Genomic DNA, 17,403 nt, shown 5'->3' on the forward strand with positions numbered 1-17,403 from the left:
AACCGGAGTGAACCAATGAACGGAAGAACTTTCTTCACGAGTGTCGCTCTCGCTGCTTTCGCGGCCGGTGCCGCCCAGGCGGGGGAGCCCTTGCGGGTCTGCGCCTCGACCAAGGACGCCCCGCTTTCCGAGAAGGGCGGCACGGGCCTCGAGAACCGCATCGCCGAGGTTGTCGCCAAGGCGATCGGTCAGGAACTCGAACTCGTCTGGATCGACAAGGACGCGATCTACATGGCCCGCGACGGGCTGGATGCCGGCCTCTGCGACGTGCTGATGGGCGTCGACAGCGACGATGAGCACGTCCTGACCACCCGAGCCTACTACCGTACCGGCTATGCCTTCATCACACGCGAGGACACCGCGCTCGGCGGCGACACATGGGAGGCGCTCGGCGATGCCGGGCTCGATACCATCGCCTACCGTCTCCACGGGCCCGCGGAGCTTCTGGTGAAGTATGCCGGCAAGTACGAGAACAACCTCATCTACGTGACGAGCCTCACGAACTTCGAGGATCGGCGCAACAAGTACACCAACGTCGAGGCGTCGCGCGTCGTTTCAGAAGTGGCTCAAGGCAACGCCGACATCGCCATCGCGTTCGCCCCCGAGGTCGCCCGCTACGTGAAGTCCGCGCGCGTGCCGCTGCGGATAACGCTGATCTCGAACCACCTCACCCGCGCCAACGGCCAGGAGGTTCCCCTCCAGTTCAGCCAGTCGGTCGGCGTGACGAAGTCGAAGCCCGAACTCCGCGACGCGATTGACGTCGCCCTCGTCGAGCACAAGGCGGAAATCGACGCCATCCTTGCGGGCGAAGGCGTGCCGCTGCTGCCGCCGAGCAGTTGAGCCGGTTCTTCGCCCCGCGCCAACCAAGAGGTCACATGCGCTTTCATCCCCGCATCACCGTCGCCCTCGTCCTGGGCGTCACTCTCACTGCCGGTGCCGCTGCCGCCGCGTTCGGTAGCATCACATTCTACAGCACCGTCGAAGGTACACCGCTGAACCTCGAGGATTCACCCGAGGAGGGCCGGGATACCGAAGCGGTCAGGACGTTCCTCGATACGGGCGTCAACGTCTACAACGAGGATCCGGCCGCGCTCCCGGAAGGCGAGCAGCTTTTCCTCGGCATGTGCTCGGGCTGTCATGGCCACTACGCCGAGGGCAAGATCGGCCCGGGCCTCAATGACGACTATTGGACGTACGAGGTCAACAACGAGGATACGGGGCTCTTTTCGACGATCTTCGGCGGCGCCCGCGGGCAGATGGGGCCGATGTACGGCTCGCTCAACCTCGACGAAATGCTGAAGACGATGTCCTGGATCCGGCACCTCTACACCGGGTCCGCCGAAAGCGCCAGGTGGCTCGACCCCGAGCAGCGCGCGAAGTTCGTGCCGTTCCAGCCGGACCACAAGTCCGCAGACTGACCGAGGGAGCCCGGACGCACCGGGCCCCTCTCCCGCCCCGCGCACGGGGCATGTTCCGGAGGAGTGACTCATGAAGAAAACCACGCTTGCCGCTGCCGCCCTTCTGGCGTTCGCCGCCACAGGCGCGGCGTTTGCCTACGATGGCACCAACTGCCGTGCCCCCGGCATCTGCTGGGAGCCGAAGCCCGGCTTCCCGGAGGCCGTCGAGGGGACCGAGTTCGATCCGTTGCACGACCCGGCCGAGGTCTCGAAGCAGGGCGAGTCGATCAAGGAGATGGACGAGCGCAACGCCCGGCGCGTCGCCTACTTCATCAAGACGGGCGAGTTCATCTACGAGGTGGACGATATTCCCGCCGAGTGACCCGCGAGCCGAATGAGCCGCGATACGTCCGCCGGCAGTCATGTCGCGGACGTGCTGCGGGCGTCCCGCCCGTCCTCCCATTCTGGCGGGGCGCCCCATCGTCGACCGGATCTGCGGTTGACGATCACGATCCACCGCACGATCCACCGAAAGACCAGGCGCATGACCTACGACCTTGAGGACTGGCGGCGGCGCGCTCTCGACGCCGAGGCAGAGATAGGCCGGGCCGTGATCGGGCAGGAGCGCGCGATCCGTCTCATCCTTGTCTCGCTTCTCGCGCGCGGACACGTGCTGCTTGAAGGCGACGTCGGCGTCGGCAAGACCACGCTGCTGCGTGCCTTCGCCCGTGCCCTCGGCGGCCCGTTCGCGCGGATGGAGGGGGCAATCGACCTGATGCCCGCTGACCTGCTCTACACCGCCTGGATTGCCGAGGACGGCCGCCCCCGCGTCGATCCCGGACCGGTCCTCCAGCACGGGCCCGACCTCGCCGTCTTCTTCTTCAACGAGATCAACCGCGCCCGGCCGCAGGTGCATTCCCTGCTCCTGCGCCTGATGGCAGAGGGAAGCGCCACCGCATTCAGGACCGAGCACGTCTTTCCGTACCTGACGGTCTTCGCCGACCGCAACCAGATCGAGCGTGACGAGACATTCGAGCTTCCCGCCGCCGCCCGCGATCGCTTCCTCATGGAAATCGGGATCGCGGCGCCCGCTGGTCGCGAGGCCCGCGAAGCTCTGGTGTTCGAAACACGCTTCCACGACTCGGACCGCCTTATCGCCAGCGTGCCGGAGGGCATGCTGTCCTTCCGGGATCTGCCCGCCACGGCCGCGGCAATACAGGAGACGATCCACGTCTCGCCGGCGCTCCGGACCTTCGTGATGACGCTCTGGGACACCCTTCGCGCCCCCGATGCGGCGGAAGTCGGCCTGCCGGGCGTCGATGTCGCGCGGCTTGTCGCAGGGGGAGCATCGCCGCGGGGCATCTCGGGCCTCGTGCGCGCCGCCCGCGTCCATGCATTTCTTGAAGGCCGCAACATGACCCTGCCCGAGGACGTGCGAGCCGTGCTCGGGCCGGTCGTCGCGCACCGGATCTTCCTTGCGCCGGTCTACGAGGCCCGGCGGGCCGAGATCGTCCCGGCGCTCGTCGACGCCGCGCTGGCGCGGGCGCCGGTGCCGGTGGCGGCATGATGTCTTCTGAGGCAGATGGTCCCGGGCTCGCCGCGCTGGGTCGTGCGATCGTCTGGAAGTTCCGCCGCCGACAGGCTGGCGTGCGGCCGGGCGCGCACCGCGGCCGCTTCGCCGGTGCTGACGGCCTCTTCACCGATCTCGCACCGATCCTCGCCTGTCCCGACCCGCGCCGCCTCGACCTGCGCCGGTCGGTCGTCGATCCCTTCGGGATGCCAGCCGTGCGGCGCTTCGAACTGCCGACGACGGTGACCGTGCATGTGGTCGTCGATCTCTCGGCTTCGCTCGCTTCGCGCGGCGCAAGCGATCGCCACCGCCTCGCAGCACTTCTGGCAGGCGCTTTCGCCGAGGCCGCGCACGCGTGCGGTGACGCCTCGGCACTCGCCGTCGCGCTCGGGTCCGAGGCGGAGTTCGCGCTGCCGCCCGGTCGCGGCCGGGAGCGGACAGCGGCATTCCGCGACACGGTACTCTCCGTCCGTCCGTCGGGGACCGGCATCGAGGGCCTCCTCGGCATCGCCGCGGCGCTGCCAAGGCGGCGCACGCTCGTTGTCCTGATCTCGGACATGGAACTCGCACCGACGGACCTCGACGCCGTTCTGGCCGCGTTCGACGGACATGCCCTCATCCCGGTCTGGCTCCGTGACAGTGCCCTTGAGGCCGTCGACACCGGCACCGGACCGCTGCCTGGCATCGCACGAATGCAGGACCCCGAGACCGGAAGGACAGCCCTCGTCGTCCTCGGACGGCGGCGGGTCGAGGCCTGGCGGGCAGGGCGCGAGAGGCGCCGTGAGGAGCTTCATGCGGTGCTCGCCTCCCGGGGACGTGAGGCAGTGACGGTCCTTGACCGTGTTCAGGTGGCGGCCTTCGCGGAAACGCTGGCCCGGGTCCTGCCATGAGAGCCGTCCTCATGGTTCTTCTGTTCCTCGGTCCGGGGCTCCTCCGCGCCGAGCCCGAGGTTCACCCCGAGCCCGAGGTTCGCGTCGAGCCCGAGGTTCGCGTCGAGCCCGAGGTCCGCGTCGAGGCGCCGCGAGGCTACGGCTGGTGGATCGGCGACCGGCTCGTCCATCGCGCGCTCGTCGTGTTGCCCGGCGATGCGACCGTGGTGCCCGGCTCGCTGCCACGACCGCGGCCGGTGGCGTACTGGCTCGATCTGCTTGCGACGTCGGTCGAGGACACCCGCGCCGAGGGGCGCCGCGCGGTCCTGATCACCACCGAGTGGCAGACGTTCTATGCGGCGCTCGAGCCGGTCCGCCGGGAGGTGCCGCCCTACCGTCTGCATCTCAGCGACGGCAGTGAGGTCGAGATCCCGGGCTGGGGCTTCGTGACCTCGCCCATCCGTCCGATCCTCATCGCGAGCGCGCCCGGCGACATGCAGCCCGACGCCGGAGTCCGCCCCGCGAGGGCCGGGGCCTTGTTCAGGGCCACCGCAGGCTTCGGCATCCTCGCGCTCCTTTCGGCGGGTGCGCTCGCCGCGCACCAATCGTGGTGGCCCTTCCGCCCGGGACCGGCGCGCCCCTTCACTGCCGCCGCCCGGGCCGCCCGCCGCGCGCCCGACGCGGCCGGGGCCGCGCTCGCGCTCCACCGCGGCTTCGACACCGCGAACGACCGGCCGCTGGTCGCCGCGGACGTTGGCGCCTTCGTCGCGGCCCGCCCGGAGTTCCTGCCACTCGCCGGCGAGATCTCGGCCTTCTTCGATCGCTCAGGCGTTCGCTTCTTCGGGGCGGACAGCGGCGCGCCGGACGACGCGGGCGTCACGCGCGGGCTCGCCCGACGGCTCGCGGCGCTGGAACGGGGGCGGGCATGATCACGCTCGACCACCCGCTCGTGCTCCTTCTCCTGCCGCTCGCGCTCGTGCCGCTTCTGGTGCCGCTGCTGCCCGCGCGAGCGCAACCGGCGCTGGGCGCCGCTGACGCCGGCCGCGCCGGCAGGGGCCTCGGGCCCACGCTCCGTGTGCTTGGCGCGGTCGCCATCGCCGCCCTCGTGGCGGGTCTCGCCGGTCCATGGTGGGGGCGGGCAAGCCAGGTCCGGGTGGGCACGGGCGCGCATCTCGCGCTCGTCATCGACCGCTCGCTCAGCATGAACGACAGCTTCGCCGGCCGGACACCGGACGGTCAGAACGAGTCGAAGGCCGCAGCCGCCAAACGGCTCCTGACGGACTTCGTCCACCGGCGTCCGCACGATCGCATGGCCGTTGTCGGCTTCTCGACGGCGCCGATGCTGCTGCTGCCCATGACCGACCACAAGCCGGCGGTCGAGGCGGCGATTGCCGCGATCGACGAGCCGGGCTTGAGCAAGACCGACGTCGGGCGCGCCCTCGCCATGGCGTTCTCGCTCTTCGACGACTCCTCCGAGGATGCGGCCCGCGCGATCGTCCTCGTCTCGGACGGCGCCGGGATCGTGCCGCGCGAGGTGCAGGAGGCGCTCCTGCCCATGGCGGCGCGGCAGGGGGCGAGCCTCTACTGGCTCTATCTTCGCACCCGCGGCGCAAAGGGCATTTTCCAGCCGCCGGCACCGGGCGAGCCCGATACCGCGCAGGCCCGTCCCGAGCGCCACCTCAACCTCTTCCTCAAGCGCCTCGGCGTGCCCTACCGCGCTTTCGAGGCCGAGGATCCCGAGGGCGTCGCGCAGGCGATCGCCGAAATCGACAAGCTCGAAGCGAAGCCGCTGCTCTATCGCGAGGAGGGCCCCCGCCGCCCGCTCGGCTCCCTGTTGTTCGGGCTCGCCACCGCGGCGATCATCGCGCTCCTCGCGGCGCGCCTCCTCGACCGCCCGTTGCCCCCGCTCCCGCGGGGCGCGCTCATCCTCGAGGACGACGCATGATGTCGCGCCAGCCTGCCCGTCGCCTCGCCTTCGCCGCTCTCGTCGCCCTCGCCGTCGCCGGAGTGGCCGGCTTCCTCGGTGTCGGCATCGCCGCGATCGGTGCGGCCCGAGAGAACGCCGCCCTCGCGGGGCTCGCGGCCAACCGTGACGTGCCGGCCGGCCCCGGCTCGCCACTCCGCGTCGTGGAGGCTCGCGCCGCGTGGCTTCTCGTCCGCGATCAGATCGAGCAGGCAGAGGCGCTTGGACCGCTGATCGTCGCCTCCGCCGACGCTCGGGCCATGCGGACCTGGTACTACAATCTCGGAAACGCCCGGCTCCGCCGCGGCTTCGAGCTCATCGAGGTCCGCAACCTCGACGATGCCGAACCGCAGGTCGCCCTTGCCAAGGTCGCCTATCGGGCCGCGCTGCGCGCGGAGCCCGGCTTCTGGCAGGGCAAGGTGAACCTCGATCTCGCCATGCGCATCGTGCGCGACCTGCCCCGGGAGGAGCAGGAGGCGAGCGAGGACGAGGCGCCACCGAAGGCGCTCTGGACCGATCTTCCCGGTCTTCCCGGCGGCGCGCCATGAGCGCGGCGCGCTGGCGCGATCCCGCGCTGCTCCTCCTCGCGCTCGCCGGGCTCGCCGCCCTCGTCGCAGCGCTGGACCCGCGCTTGTCCCGGGTCGTCGCGCTGCGCGATCTCGTCTTCGTCGTCGACGTCACCCGCAGCATGAACGTCCGCGACATGGACCTCGGCGAGGGTGCGATCAGCCGCCTCGACGCCGTCCGGGCCGAGCTCCCGCGGGTGATCGCGAACCTTCCCTGCGGCTCGCGCGCCGGGCTCGGCGTCTTCACCGAACGGCGCAGCCTCACCTTCATCGAGCCTGTGGAAGTCTGCGAGAACTACGTCCCCCTCTCCGCCGCGATTGACGCGCTCGACTGGCGGATGGCGTGGGAGGGCGACAGCATGATCGTCCGCGGCCTCCACCACGCGCTCGACCGGGCGCGACAGCTCGACGCTGACCTCGTCTTCCTGACCGACGGGCACGAGGCGCCGCCGCCGCCCTTTGCCGGTCAACCGGCATATGGCGACGCGGCCACCCCCGTCCGGGGCGCCATCCTCGGCGTGGGCGGCGCGACGCCCATGCCGATCCCGCGCTTCGACCGCGACGGCCGCGAGGTCGGGTTCTATCGCCCGGAAGACGTGCAGCAGTCACCACGGCGCATAGGCAAGCCGCCCCCCGACGCCGCGTCCCGCCCCGGATTCCACCCTCGCAACAACCCCTACGGCGAGGCCGACCTCAGCGGCGAGGAGCACCTGTCGACCTTGAGAGGTGCCTACCTCCACGATCTGGCCCGCACGTCGAACCTCGGCTACGTCGCGATGTCCGAAGGGGTATCGTCGGTCGCCTCGGCTTTCGCCCGGGCGACGCGGTCCCGCGCCGAAGTCCGCAAGGTGTCGGTCGCCGCCTTTCCCGCGGGTCTGGCGCTTGCCGCGCTCGCGCTCGGCTACGCGGCGCGGGTTTTCATGGACCGCAGACAGCAAGGACACTGATGATGCACCTCAACCCCCTGAACCGGAGGGCGGCGCTCGTGGCGTGCCTTCTCGCCGTGCTGGCCGTGCCCGCCGCGGCGCACGGGCCGTCGCGGCAGAAGGCGACCGGGAGTGTAACGCTCGCGGCCTCGCCCGACGAGGTCTGGGAAGTCGTCGGCAACTTCGCCGACATGACATGGTACCCCGGGGTGACCGGGACCGAGGTCAGCGCCGACGGAAAGTCACGGACCCTGACCTTCGAGGGCGGCAGCACGGCCGCCGAGCGCCTCGCCAAGCATGATGACGGCAAGCGCGTCATCTCGTTTCGTCGCACCGGGGATGACCTCGAGCTGATCCCCGTCACCAACTTTTCCAACCAGATCGAGATTGCCGAGGAGGGGGCAGGAGCGAAAGTGACGTGGTCCGCCGCCTTCTATCGCGGCTTCCCGAACAACGACCCGCCGCCTGACCTCGACGATGCCGCCGCGATGGCGGCCGGCCAGAAATTCGTCCAGTCCGGTCTGGACGCGCTTTCCGAGCGCTTCGGTCCGGGAAGCTGAGGCTTTCGTCGGGGCGCGCCAGAGTGCTCGCGTTTCGTCGATGGCCGTTTCCCCGAATGGCAACCGGAGGGCGATCCGTTCGAGCGGATGCGGCGATCCCTGAGCGACTTCATCCGGAGTCTCAGGTCGCAGGTTTTCCGGGATTGAGACGCCGGTGGATGGCGTCCTGCCCTGAGCCGCGCGGGTCTACTCGCGCGGCTCAGCCGAGGTCTCGGCGTTGCTGACGGCGATGCGGATCAGGTCCGAGAAGGTGCGCGCAGAGAGCTTGCGCTTCATGCCGGTGCAGGCGTTCGCGACCGACTTGTAGCTCAGGTTCATGTGGGCGGCGATCTCCTTGTAGCCGAAGCCATCGGCAAGGAGCTTGAGGATCTGGTGCTCCCGGGCGGTCAGAGCCGCGAGCGGGTTGGTGTCACGTCCGACGCTCTGGGTGGCGACGCCGATGGCGAGATCGCGCTCGAGGTAGATCTGGCCGGCCTCGATGTGGCGCACTGCGGTCAGGAAATCCTCGGGCGAGGAGTTCTTGGCGAGATAGCCGAAGGCGCCGGCCCCGAGCGCGGTTGCGGCGAAAGCCGGACTGCCACTCATTGAGAAGACGAGAATGCGCGCGCCCGGAGCACGCTCGAGCAGGGGACGGATCATCTGCAGCCCGCCAACCCCGGGGAGCCCGACGTCGAGGACGATGAGATCGGGGCGCGTTCGTTCGCAGGCGCGGTAGGCGGTGGTATAGTCGGACGCTTCGAGGATGGTTTCGTAGCCGGCCTCGCCGAGAAGCCGGCGGCAGCCGATGTGGGTGACAGGGTGGTCATCGACAACGAGAGCGGTCTTTGACACTAGATGGCCTCCTGCATCGCGACGCCTTCAAGTGGTACCTCGGCCTCGACGCGGACGCCGCCCTCGGCGGAGGGTCCGATCGTCAGGCGCCCGCCGATGCTCGCGACGCGCTCGCGCATGCCCCGGATGCCGTTGCCGGGGGCAGAGCCTGCGGCGAGGCCGCGGCCGTCGTCGGAGACGATGATCTGCGCGACGCCCGGGCGGCGCGGATCACGGCGGGCGACGAGTTCAATGCGGCGGGCGCCGGAATGGCGGAGCGCGTTGGTCAGCGCCTCCTGGGCGACCCGGTAGACCGTGAGCTCGGTCGTATCGTCATAGGAACCGAAGTCCGGATCGATGTCGATCGTCCAGTCGATATCCGGCCCCAGCCCCGACATGGTATCAGCGAGATCCTCAAGAGCCCCGGAAAGCGGCAGCTGGCCGAGTTCCATTGGCCGAAGCTGGCTCAGCAGCGCCTGATTGGTGCGCTGGATCTGGTCAGTGATGGCGAGGATCGACTGCGCGCTCGCCGCAATCCCCGACTTCCCGTCGCGCACGGAACTGTCGAGGATCGACCGCGCCTCGACCTTGAGGCCGAAGAGGCATGGGCCGAACTCGTCGTGCAGTTCGCGGGCGATCGCTTTCCTCTCCTCGTCGGCGACGCTGACGGCGCGGCGGTTGAGGTCGTCCTTTTCGGCAATGGTGCGTTCGAGCGCCGCGCCGAGGTGATCGAATTGTGAGGCCAGCAAGGCGAGGTCAGGCACGTCGACGGCACCGATGCGAGTGGCATAGTCGCCGCTGCCGAGCCGTTCGACGCCTTCCGTCATGCGGGCGAGCGGTCGAAGGGTGCGGCGGACGACGAGCCAGAGGGCAAGGAGCGTCGCAGCATAGGCGGTGCCGCCAAACACCGCGAGGGTGCGGACATCCTCCCAGACCTCGTTGATCTCGTCGTTCGGATCGGAGCTGATGATGACCTTGCCAGAGGTATCGCTGGCAACCCGGATCGGCAGGATGACAGTCTTTTCCGGTGGTGCAAGCAGCTGACGGAACCAGTCGGGTGCTGACTCTTCATCCTGGCTTGGCGGCCCCGCGACGTGGACCATTCCGGTCTTTGCGTCGATGACGGTAATCCGGGCGTGACGCGGCTGATAGAGCGTATCCGGCAGGATCGAGAGCACATCCTCGGGGTCGTTGCCCCGCAGCAGCGATCCGACGGTGGCGATGACGTAGTCGCGCGCAAGTCCGAGATTGGCGTCGACCTCCACAGCGGTCGCGGTGCGGGCGTTGCCGAGGAGCACGATTCCGCACAGAACGATGTCGATTGCGCCAATCACTGCTGCAACGAGCAATAGCCTGCCTGCCAAACTCAGGCGGCTCATGTCCATCCTCCCTTTTCAGCAACGAATTGCAGCGTCCACCCCGGGAAGCAACCGGGCGCAAGGTCGTGTTTCACGCAACACTGGCTGCCCGTCGGTGACGACAAATGCAAGATCGACGCGCCGGGCGGCGTTCGCGGCGGTTGCCCGGAGCGCGGGACGTCCTCGCGCGCTCGGGAAGAAGTGGCAATCGGGTTGCCAGATTTCCTGCTCATGTGTGGAACGTCTCTTTCCAGCCAACGTGCAATGATCCTCCAACGACGGTCGGGCGTGCAGCAGTCCCGGGAGGAACCTTTGATATCCCAACTGGTCTCCTGCGGTCTGCGCGGTCATGAGGGCCGACCTGTTTTTGTCGAGGTGGCGAGAGACACCGGACTGGGAAATACACCGCGATCTGACTCGCGACAGACCTTCCGCAATTTCGAATAATCCTCCCGGAGTTCGAAGGAGTGGTGTACCGGCTCGGCTTCGTGCCGAGCCGGATTTTTTTCTATGTTTGTCTCGAACGAGCACAGTAGCGGCGTGACCGTGCCCGACTCTGGAGGTGCGGCACTGTGCGGAGCGACCCGCCGGTACAGCGCGCGGTCACGTCCGCTCGTCGCCGTTCCGTGGCAGTGAGAACCGTGCCTCGAACCCGGTCGCCTGACCCGGGCGGGGTGAGAGAAGTTCGAGCCGGGATGCTGTCCTTCCGGCGATGGCCGCAACGATCGCCAGTCCAAGGCCGCTTCCGTCACCGTCCGCGCCGGCCCGTTCAAAGCGGTTGGTCAGGCGGGCGAGAGCGCCCCCGGGGATCACCGGCCCGTCGTTGGCGACGCTCAGGATGCCATCGCCCGAGAGGACGACGTCGACCGGCGCCGCCGCTCCATGGCGCAGCGCGTTCTCGACGAGGTTCCGAAAGAGAATGGCAAAAGCGTCGGGGTCGAGATCGGTCAGCACCGGAGCGTCTGGCAGGGTGAGGACGATCCGCTCCGGCCCGGCCGTGCGTGTCAGGTCGTCCGCGAGGATGCGGGCCACGGGGCGAATGTCAGCGGCCCCGTCACGTCTGAGCCGACCGCCTTCGGCACGCGCGAGTTGCATCAGGCGTTCGGCGAGGCGCGTCAGGCGCTTCAGCGTGGCCTCGATCTCGCCGGCGCGGGCCCTCGCCTCGGGGTCGCGGGTCTCTGCCTGAAGGCGCTGCGCCTGGGCGATGGCGCCTGCCAGCGGAGTGCGCAGCTCGTGCGCGGCGTTGGCGGCAAAGCTGCGCTCGGCCTCGAAGGCGGCCGACAGCCGGGCGAGCAGGCCATTCATCGTCTCGGCGACCGGGGTGATCTCGGCGGGCAGGCCATCGGTCGCCACCCGGCTCAGGTCACGGGCGCCCCGCGCGGCCAGCCGGTCGCGAAACCGCCGGAGCGGTGCGAGGCTCGCCCTGACGGCGAGGACGATGGCAAGAAGCGCCACGGGAACGACGACCAGCAGCGGCAGGCCGAGGCCGATCTGGAGTTCGCGCGCCACGCTGGCCCGATGCTTCAGCGGTTCGGCCACCGTGATGCGGATCGTGCCCCGTACAGCCTCGTCGTTGTAGAAGCGATGCGTGGCCGACTGGCGGAAGCCGACGCCATCCCAGGCCGGAAACACGCCCGAGTCGGCCGCATGGGACTGCAACAGGACGTGGCCATGGTCATCGCGGACGATGTAGGTGAAGAACTCGTCATGCTCGCGGATCGCCGACAGGCGCTGACCGACATCCTCTTCCTCGCGTCCGAGGATATCGACGACGGCGAGTGGCAGGATACGCTGCGCGGTTTCCTGCAGGGCGGAGTCGAAGACCTCCTGCATTTCCTCCCGGGCGATGAGGGCGGTCACGCTGGCGGCGGCGATCCAGACCAGCGTGAGGGCGAGCCCGAGCCACAGGCCGAGGCGCCATTGAAGGCTCTGCGGCCCTCTCATCCCTGTCCCAGCCGGTAGCCGAGGCCGCGTTCCGTCTCGATGACGCCGGCGCCGAGCTTCTTGCGGAGGCGGCTGACGTGGACCTCGATGGTATTGCTCTCGACCTCCGAGCCGAAGGCGTAGAGCTTGTCCTCGAGCTGTGCCTTGGACAGCAGTTGCCCCGGTCGGGTGAGGAACGCCTCGAAGAGCGCCCACTCGCGCGCGGTGAGGGCGACGGGGCGGCCCTCCCGGCGGATGCTGCGGGCCGCGAGGTCGATGTCGAGCGATCCGTGGCTGACGAGGGGGTTGGGGTTGCCGGTATAGCGTCGCGCGACCGCTCCGATCCGCGCCGAGAGTTCCGCCAGATCGAAGGGCTTGACCAGATAGTCGTCGGCCCCGGCGTTCAGCCCTTCGATGCGGTCGGAGACCTGGTCGAGCGCGGTGAGGATGATGACCGGCGTGACATCGCCCCGCGCCCGGAGCGCGCGCAGGAAGGGGATGCCCCGGCCATCGGGCAGCATCAGGTCGAGCAGGACGAGATCGATCGGCGCTCCGGCGATCGCGTCACGGGCCGCGTCCAGCCGCTGCACCCAGTCGACCGAATGGCCGTCGGCGGCGATCTGGTCGCGCACCGCCGCGCCGAGGGCGGTATCGTCCTCGATCAACAGGATTCGCATGGGGGGCCGTCCTTCGCCATTCTGCTCATTCGAGGTTCTGACCGTCTCTCCTGACACGAAGCTGAAGCGCCCGGACAGCCACCTTCAGGCTCGCGTCAGATTCGGCATGCATCACTGCTGGCATCCTGGCCGTAACCCGGAGTGTGGCGCTTGAGAAAGACCCTGGCAATTCTCGCGGCTCTGGCGGTCCTTCCCGCCGGCGTGGCGTTCGCCGACGACGACTGTCGCGTGCCGATGGTGGACTGGCAGCCGCGCGAGGCCGTGTCCCGGCTCGCGGCTGACAAGGGCTGGATCGTTCGCCGCATCAAGATCGACGACGGCTGCTACGAGGTGGACGGCCACGATGCCGCGGGGCGCGCGATCGAGGCCAAGATCCACCCTGGCACGCTTCAGGTCATCGACCTTGAATATGAGGAAGACGACCATGGTGGCGACCGTGGTCGAGTGCCGGCGGGACGGTGACCTCTCTTCCCGCCGCGCGGCTGATCTGACGCGGGCACGCATTTTCCGCCGCCTGTCCGTCAGCAATGGCGCCGCCAGCCGCGGCGTCCGCATCCTCTTCCCCGAAGGCCCCGTCCTGACCGGCGGGGCCTTCGCGTTCCTGACGCCAGAATGAAGCACAAAGTTCCGGACTGTCAGGGAGCGTTCAGGTGGAGCCGACAGGGTCGCCGCATCGAAACCTGAGGAGACCCCCCGCCATGATGAGCCGTCCTTCCCTGCTGCTCGCCTCGACGGCGCTGACCCTTGCCATCGGTCTTCCGGCGCTTGCCGCCGCGCATGCCGAAGGCTCCGCGCCCCGCCACAGCACCACTGCCTGCGCCCGGATACTCGGCGACGCCGAGCGGGGCGGGCCGCTCGTCCGGGTCAGTGATGATGACGATGACGACCACGACGAGCGGCACCGTGCGCGGCGCGGGCATCACGACGACGACGACGATGACGACTGCGACGATTATGATGATGGCGACGGCTGCAACAGCGCCCGCGTCAACCCTGCTCCCGCCGGGACCGTGGCCCCTCCCGCGAACGGCCTTTTCGGCAACGGCGCGCCGCCGGTGGCGGTGACCAGATGATCCGCTCACCTCACTCCCGCCGCGCCTTTGGTGCCGAGCCTCCAGCCACAGGATATTCCGTGAAACCGCTTCTCGCCGCTCTCGCCCTGACCACTGCCCTCACGCTGCCCGGCCTCGCCATGGCCCGCCCGGTGACGCTGACCACCACGCTCAACGACTATGGCGGGGATGGCGCCTATCTGGCGCTCTACGTCACCGATGGCTCGGGCGCCTATGTGGGCAGCCTGTGGATGGCGGGGGACAAGTCGAAGTACTACGAGCACCTTGGCGGCTGGTATGCCGCAACGGGCGGCGACGCGGCCCAGATCAACGGCATCACCGGCGCCAGCGTCGGGGCTGGCCGGACGTTCGAGGTCACGCTCGATCTGGCCGATGCGCTGTTTGACGCGGGCTATACGCTGCACGTCGACGCCGCCGTCGAGGATATGCGTGACAGCCCGAACGAAATCGCCGTGCCGCTGACGGCGGCGGGTGCCGGTACGCCCGTTCCGGGACGGCGCTATATCGCAAGCTTTACCTATCAATAGAAGGGCCGGGTCATGGTCCGTGCGGTCCATCGCTGGCCGGGGCTTGTCGCCCTCGCGCTTGTCACTCTGCTTGCCCTGAGCGGGGCAGCCCTCTCGGTCTTCCCGGCGGCGGAACGGCTGTCGGCGCCGCAGGCGGCCGCCGAGCAGACCGTGGCCGAGCTGGCCGCGCTGGTGGCCGCGACCCACCCGGGGCTCGAACAGATCCGCCGGACGCCATCGGGCAGGATCACCGCCTGGTGGTTTGACGGGGGGACACCGGGCTCGGCCACGGTCGATCCCGCGACCGGCATCGATGTCGGATCGGCCGACCCGAACCGGGCGGAGCGGTGGCTGACCAACCTGCACCGGTCGCTGTTTCTCGACGACGCCGGCCGTCTGGTGATGGCGGCGGGGGCGGCCGCGATGCTGGTGCTCGGGCTCTCCGGCGCGGCACTGGTCGCACGGCGCACGAGCGGCTGGCGGCGCTGGTTCGCGCGCCTGCGCGGCCCGCTCGCCGGGCGGCTGCATGTGGAGATCGCCCGGGTTGCGGCTCCCGCCCTGACGCTTTCCGCGGTGACGGCGCTCTGGATGGTGGCATCGACCTTCGACCTGCTGCCGGACGGCCGGGTGCAACTCATGATGCCGGCGGCCGTCAGCGGTGCGACCGGGTTTCCGCTGGCCGACATGGCGGCGCTTCGGGACGTCCCGGTCTCCGAGCTTCGCGATCTGAGCTTTTCCGCGGCGGATGCGGCGGGGGACGCCCTCATCCTGCAGACCAACGGCGGCACCGGCCTGATCGATCAGGGGACCGGCGCGCTTCTCGCATGGGCCGACCCGACGATCTGGCAGCAGGTCTCGGAAACCATTTACATGCTGCACACCGGTCAGGGCGCGGCCGTGCTGGGCCTCGTCCTCGGCCTGATGGCGCTCGGCGTGCCGGTGATGGGTGTGAGCGGGACGCTGGTGTGGCTCGCGGGCCGGCGCGGGCGACCGAGGCTCAGGGACAACGCCCCGGCGGGTCGGGCGGAGACCGTCATCCTGGTCGGCTCCGAAGGGGGCAGCACCTGGGGCTTCGCCGCGACGCTGGCAAGCGGGCTGCGCGCGGCCGGGCAATCGGTGCATGTAGCGGCGATGGCCGGGTTCGACCCCGCGCGCCATGCCCGCGCCGAGCGTTTCCTGATCCTCGCCGCCACCTACGGCGAGGGCGACGCTCCGGCCTCGGCGACGGGGTTCCTCGACCGGCTGGCCCGCCTGCGCGAGGTGCCGGAGGCGCCGGTTGCCGTGCTCGGGTTCGGCGATCGCGGCTTCCCCGCGTTCTGCGCCTATGCCGCCGCCGTCGAGGCTGCCGCCCGCGCCCGTGGCTGGGCCGTGCTGCTGCCGATGGCGACGGTCGATCGCCAGTCGCCGCAGGACTTCGCACGCTGGGGCCGGGCGTTCGGGGCAGTGATCGGAACCAGCCTCGAGCTTGCCCACCAGCCGGTGCCGCCCGAGACGGAAACCCTGAGCCTGATCTCGCGGCGCGACTACGGCGCCGAGGTGCAGGCGCCGACCGCGATCCTGCGCTTTGCCCTGCCGAGGGGGAGCCTCCCGCGGCGGCTGCTGGGCAGGGGGTTCGCGCGGTTCCACGCGGGCGATCTCCTCGGTGTCCTGCCGCAGGGCTCGACGGTGCCGCGGTTCTATTCGCTGGCGTCCGGTGCCCGGGACGGCTTCGTGGAAGTGGTCGTGCGCAAGCACACCGGGGGCGTCTGCTCGGGTGAGCTGATGGCGCTGGAGCCCGGCGATACGGTGCGCGCCTTCCTGCGCCGCAATCCGGGCTTCCATGCGGGCAGGGGCAGGGCGCCGCTGATCCTGATCGGGGCGGGGACCGGCATCGGGCCGCTGGCCGGGTTCATCCGGGCGAATGCCCGCCGTCGCCCGGTGCATCTGTTCTTCGGCATGCGCCACCCGTCCAGCGATTTCCTCTATGGCGACGACCTCGCGGCGTGGCGGGCGGAGGGGCGGCTCACGCGCCTCACCACCGCCGTCTCGCGCGGTGCGCGGCCACACTACGTGCAGGACGCGCTGCGCCAGGAGGCCGCGCAGGTGATCGACGCGCTCATGAGGGGCGCGCGGGTCATGGTCTGCGGCGGGCGCGACATGGCCGAGGGCGTGGCGCGGGCGCTTGACGAGATCCTCGCGCCGATTGGTCTGACGCCCGCTCTCCTGAAAGCGGAGGGACGCTATGTGGAAGATGTCTACTGAGCCGGCACGCTTCGCCCTGAACGGCCCGACCATGGGCACGCGCTGGTCCGCGCTGTTCTTCGCCCCTCCCACCTTCGAGCCTGCGCCGCTTCAGGCGGCACTTCAGCGGGCGGTGGATGACGTGGACGCCGGGATGTCCAGTTGGAAGCCCGACAGCGACCTCATGCGCCTGAACCGGGCGCCGGTGAGGGAGCGGGTCTTGCTGCGGCCCGATCTCGCATGGGTGCTCGGGCTCGGTCTGCGCATCGGTCGCGCCTCGGACGGGGCGTTCGACATCGGCATGGGCGACGCGGTGCGTGCCTGGGGCTTCGGCCCGGAGACCGCCGACGCGGCAGCGGTCAGGGCCGCAATGGCCACGCGGCGCCTGCCGGCCCATGAGGTGCTGGAACTCGACGGGACGAGCGCCCGGAAGCGGGCGCCGATCGCGCTCGACCTGAACGGGGTTGCCAAGGGGTACGGCGTCGACCGGCTGGCCGCGGTGCTCGGCCGTCACGGCATCGCCGACGGCCTCGTGGGGATCGACGGCGAGATGCGCGCCGTCGGTTTGCGTCCCGGTGGCGTGGCGTGGACGATCGCGGTCGAGGCGCCCGACCCTGATCGCCGCGTGCCGCATTCGATCCTCGCGCTGCAGGACGCCGCTGTCGCCACTTCCGGCGACTATCGTCACTGGGTCGAGGTGCGGGGCCGCCGTCTGTCGCACACGATGGACCCGGCGACCGGCGCGCCGCTTCTCGCCCCGCCGGCTTCGGTCACCGTGGTCGCGGCCACCTGCGCCGAGGCCGACGCCTGGGCGACCGCCCTGATGGTGGCGGGAGCGACGAAAGGTCCCGAACTCGCGACACGGATGGGGCTCGACGCGCTGTTCCTTCTGCGCGATGATCACGAGGGGGTGCGATCGCAAGCGGTTGGCCGCCTCTTTTCAGGACAGTCTGCGGCGACGGGCCCGGTTGGTCAGGAGTAGACC

At 69.8% G+C, this 17,403-nt stretch carries 20 protein-coding genes; 16 read left to right on the top strand and 4 right to left on the bottom strand.

Annotated features, from left to right (window positions below):
* The first annotated feature begins 15 nt into the window (after window positions 1-15).
* From moxJ to HNP73_RS07740, 10 genes are all read left to right on the top strand, one after another.
* The gene (gene moxJ, locus HNP73_RS07695; protein WP_184148105.1) at window positions 16-840 is read left to right on the top strand and encodes a methanol oxidation system protein MoxJ; all 825 of its coding nucleotides are present in this window, start codon (window positions 16-18) and stop codon (window positions 838-840) included.
* Window positions 841-875: 35 nt separating this feature from the next.
* Window positions 876-1,418 carry a cytochrome c(L), periplasmic gene (moxG, locus tag HNP73_RS07700; RefSeq protein ID WP_184148106.1) on the top strand — a complete coding sequence of 181 codons (543 nt, stop codon included), beginning with the start codon at window positions 876-878 and terminating at the stop codon, window positions 1,416-1,418.
* A gap of 70 nt (window positions 1,419-1,488) precedes the next feature.
* The gene (locus tag HNP73_RS07705) at window positions 1,489-1,779 is read left to right on the top strand and encodes a methanol dehydrogenase (protein WP_184148107.1); all 291 of its coding nucleotides are present in this window, start codon (window positions 1,489-1,491) and stop codon (window positions 1,777-1,779) included.
* 162 nt (window positions 1,780-1,941) lie between these two features.
* Complete coding sequence (locus HNP73_RS07710; protein WP_184148108.1) at window positions 1,942-2,964, top strand: AAA family ATPase; 1,023 nt, start codon at window positions 1,942-1,944, stop codon at window positions 2,962-2,964.
* Window positions 2,964-3,857 carry a DUF58 domain-containing protein gene (locus HNP73_RS07715; protein WP_184148109.1) on the top strand — a complete coding sequence of 298 codons (894 nt, stop codon included), beginning with the start codon at window positions 2,964-2,966 and terminating at the stop codon, window positions 3,855-3,857. The genes HNP73_RS07710 and HNP73_RS07715 overlap by 1 nt, the downstream gene beginning before the upstream one ends.
* A gap of 11 nt (window positions 3,858-3,868) precedes the next feature.
* The gene (locus HNP73_RS07720; RefSeq protein WP_184148110.1) at window positions 3,869-4,765 is read left to right on the top strand and encodes a nonribosomal peptide synthetase MxaA; all 897 of its coding nucleotides are present in this window, start codon (window positions 3,869-3,871) and stop codon (window positions 4,763-4,765) included.
* The gene (locus tag HNP73_RS07725; RefSeq protein ID WP_184148111.1) at window positions 4,762-5,781 is read left to right on the top strand and encodes a vWA domain-containing protein; all 1,020 of its coding nucleotides are present in this window, start codon (window positions 4,762-4,764) and stop codon (window positions 5,779-5,781) included. Before HNP73_RS07720 ends, HNP73_RS07725 begins: the two co-directional genes overlap by 4 nt.
* Window positions 5,781-6,347, top strand: a complete 567-nt coding sequence (locus HNP73_RS07730; protein ID WP_184148112.1) for a hypothetical protein — start codon at window positions 5,781-5,783, stop codon at window positions 6,345-6,347. Before HNP73_RS07725 ends, HNP73_RS07730 begins: the two co-directional genes overlap by 1 nt.
* Window positions 6,344-7,312, top strand: coding sequence for a vWA domain-containing protein (locus HNP73_RS07735; protein ID WP_184148113.1), 969 nt, complete (start codon window positions 6,344-6,346; stop codon window positions 7,310-7,312). Before HNP73_RS07730 ends, HNP73_RS07735 begins: the two co-directional genes overlap by 4 nt.
* A 2-nt stretch (window positions 7,313-7,314) precedes the next feature.
* Window positions 7,315-7,851: an SRPBCC family protein gene (locus HNP73_RS07740; RefSeq protein ID WP_184148114.1), complete on the top strand. Its 537-nt coding sequence runs from the start codon at window positions 7,315-7,317 to the stop codon at window positions 7,849-7,851.
* 186 nt (window positions 7,852-8,037) lie between these two features.
* On the opposite strand, the gene HNP73_RS23895 is transcribed toward HNP73_RS07740, so the two are convergent.
* From HNP73_RS23895 to HNP73_RS07760, 4 genes are all read right to left on the bottom strand, one after another.
* On the bottom strand, window positions 8,038-8,682 hold the full coding sequence (locus HNP73_RS23895) for a response regulator (RefSeq protein WP_184148115.1): 645 nt from the start codon (window positions 8,680-8,682) through the stop codon (window positions 8,038-8,040).
* Window positions 8,682-10,040: a histidine kinase gene (locus HNP73_RS07750; protein ID WP_184148116.1), complete on the bottom strand. Its 1,359-nt coding sequence runs from the start codon at window positions 10,038-10,040 to the stop codon at window positions 8,682-8,684. The genes HNP73_RS23895 and HNP73_RS07750 overlap by 1 nt, the downstream gene beginning before the upstream one ends.
* Window positions 10,041-10,622: 582 nt before the next feature.
* On the bottom strand, window positions 10,623-11,963 hold the full coding sequence (locus tag HNP73_RS07755; protein ID WP_184148117.1) for a sensor histidine kinase: 1,341 nt from the start codon (window positions 11,961-11,963) through the stop codon (window positions 10,623-10,625).
* Complete coding sequence (locus tag HNP73_RS07760) at window positions 11,960-12,619, bottom strand: response regulator transcription factor (protein WP_184148118.1); 660 nt, start codon at window positions 12,617-12,619, stop codon at window positions 11,960-11,962. Before HNP73_RS07760 ends, HNP73_RS07755 begins: the two co-directional genes overlap by 4 nt.
* Window positions 12,620-12,769: 150 nt before the next feature.
* On the opposite strand from HNP73_RS07760, the gene HNP73_RS07765 reads away from it, so the two are divergent.
* From HNP73_RS07765 to HNP73_RS07790, 6 genes are all read left to right on the top strand, one after another.
* Window positions 12,770-13,081 (top strand): PepSY domain-containing protein, encoded by a 312-nt coding sequence (locus HNP73_RS07765; protein WP_184148119.1) that lies wholly within the window; start codon window positions 12,770-12,772, stop codon window positions 13,079-13,081.
* The gene (locus HNP73_RS07770) at window positions 13,044-13,235 is read left to right on the top strand and encodes a hypothetical protein (RefSeq protein ID WP_184148120.1); all 192 of its coding nucleotides are present in this window, start codon (window positions 13,044-13,046) and stop codon (window positions 13,233-13,235) included. The genes HNP73_RS07765 and HNP73_RS07770 overlap by 38 nt, the downstream gene beginning before the upstream one ends.
* A gap of 82 nt (window positions 13,236-13,317) precedes the next feature.
* Window positions 13,318-13,692, top strand: coding sequence for a hypothetical protein (locus tag HNP73_RS07775; protein WP_184148121.1), 375 nt, complete (start codon window positions 13,318-13,320; stop codon window positions 13,690-13,692).
* Window positions 13,693-13,751: 59 nt separating this feature from the next.
* Entirely contained in the window at window positions 13,752-14,219 is a 468-nt protein-coding gene (locus HNP73_RS07780; protein ID WP_184148122.1) for a DUF2271 domain-containing protein, read from the top strand.
* A gap of 12 nt (window positions 14,220-14,231) precedes the next feature.
* The gene (locus HNP73_RS07785) at window positions 14,232-16,439 is read left to right on the top strand and encodes a PepSY domain-containing protein (protein ID WP_184148123.1); all 2,208 of its coding nucleotides are present in this window, start codon (window positions 14,232-14,234) and stop codon (window positions 16,437-16,439) included.
* The gene (locus HNP73_RS07790) at window positions 16,420-17,400 is read left to right on the top strand and encodes an FAD:protein FMN transferase (protein ID WP_184148124.1); all 981 of its coding nucleotides are present in this window, start codon (window positions 16,420-16,422) and stop codon (window positions 17,398-17,400) included. Before HNP73_RS07785 ends, HNP73_RS07790 begins: the two co-directional genes overlap by 20 nt.
* Window positions 17,401-17,403: the final 3 nt, after the last annotated feature.

The sequence above is a fragment of the Amaricoccus macauensis genome (assembly GCF_014201905.1).
Lineage (GTDB): Bacteria > Pseudomonadota > Alphaproteobacteria > Rhodobacterales > Rhodobacteraceae > Amaricoccus > Amaricoccus macauensis.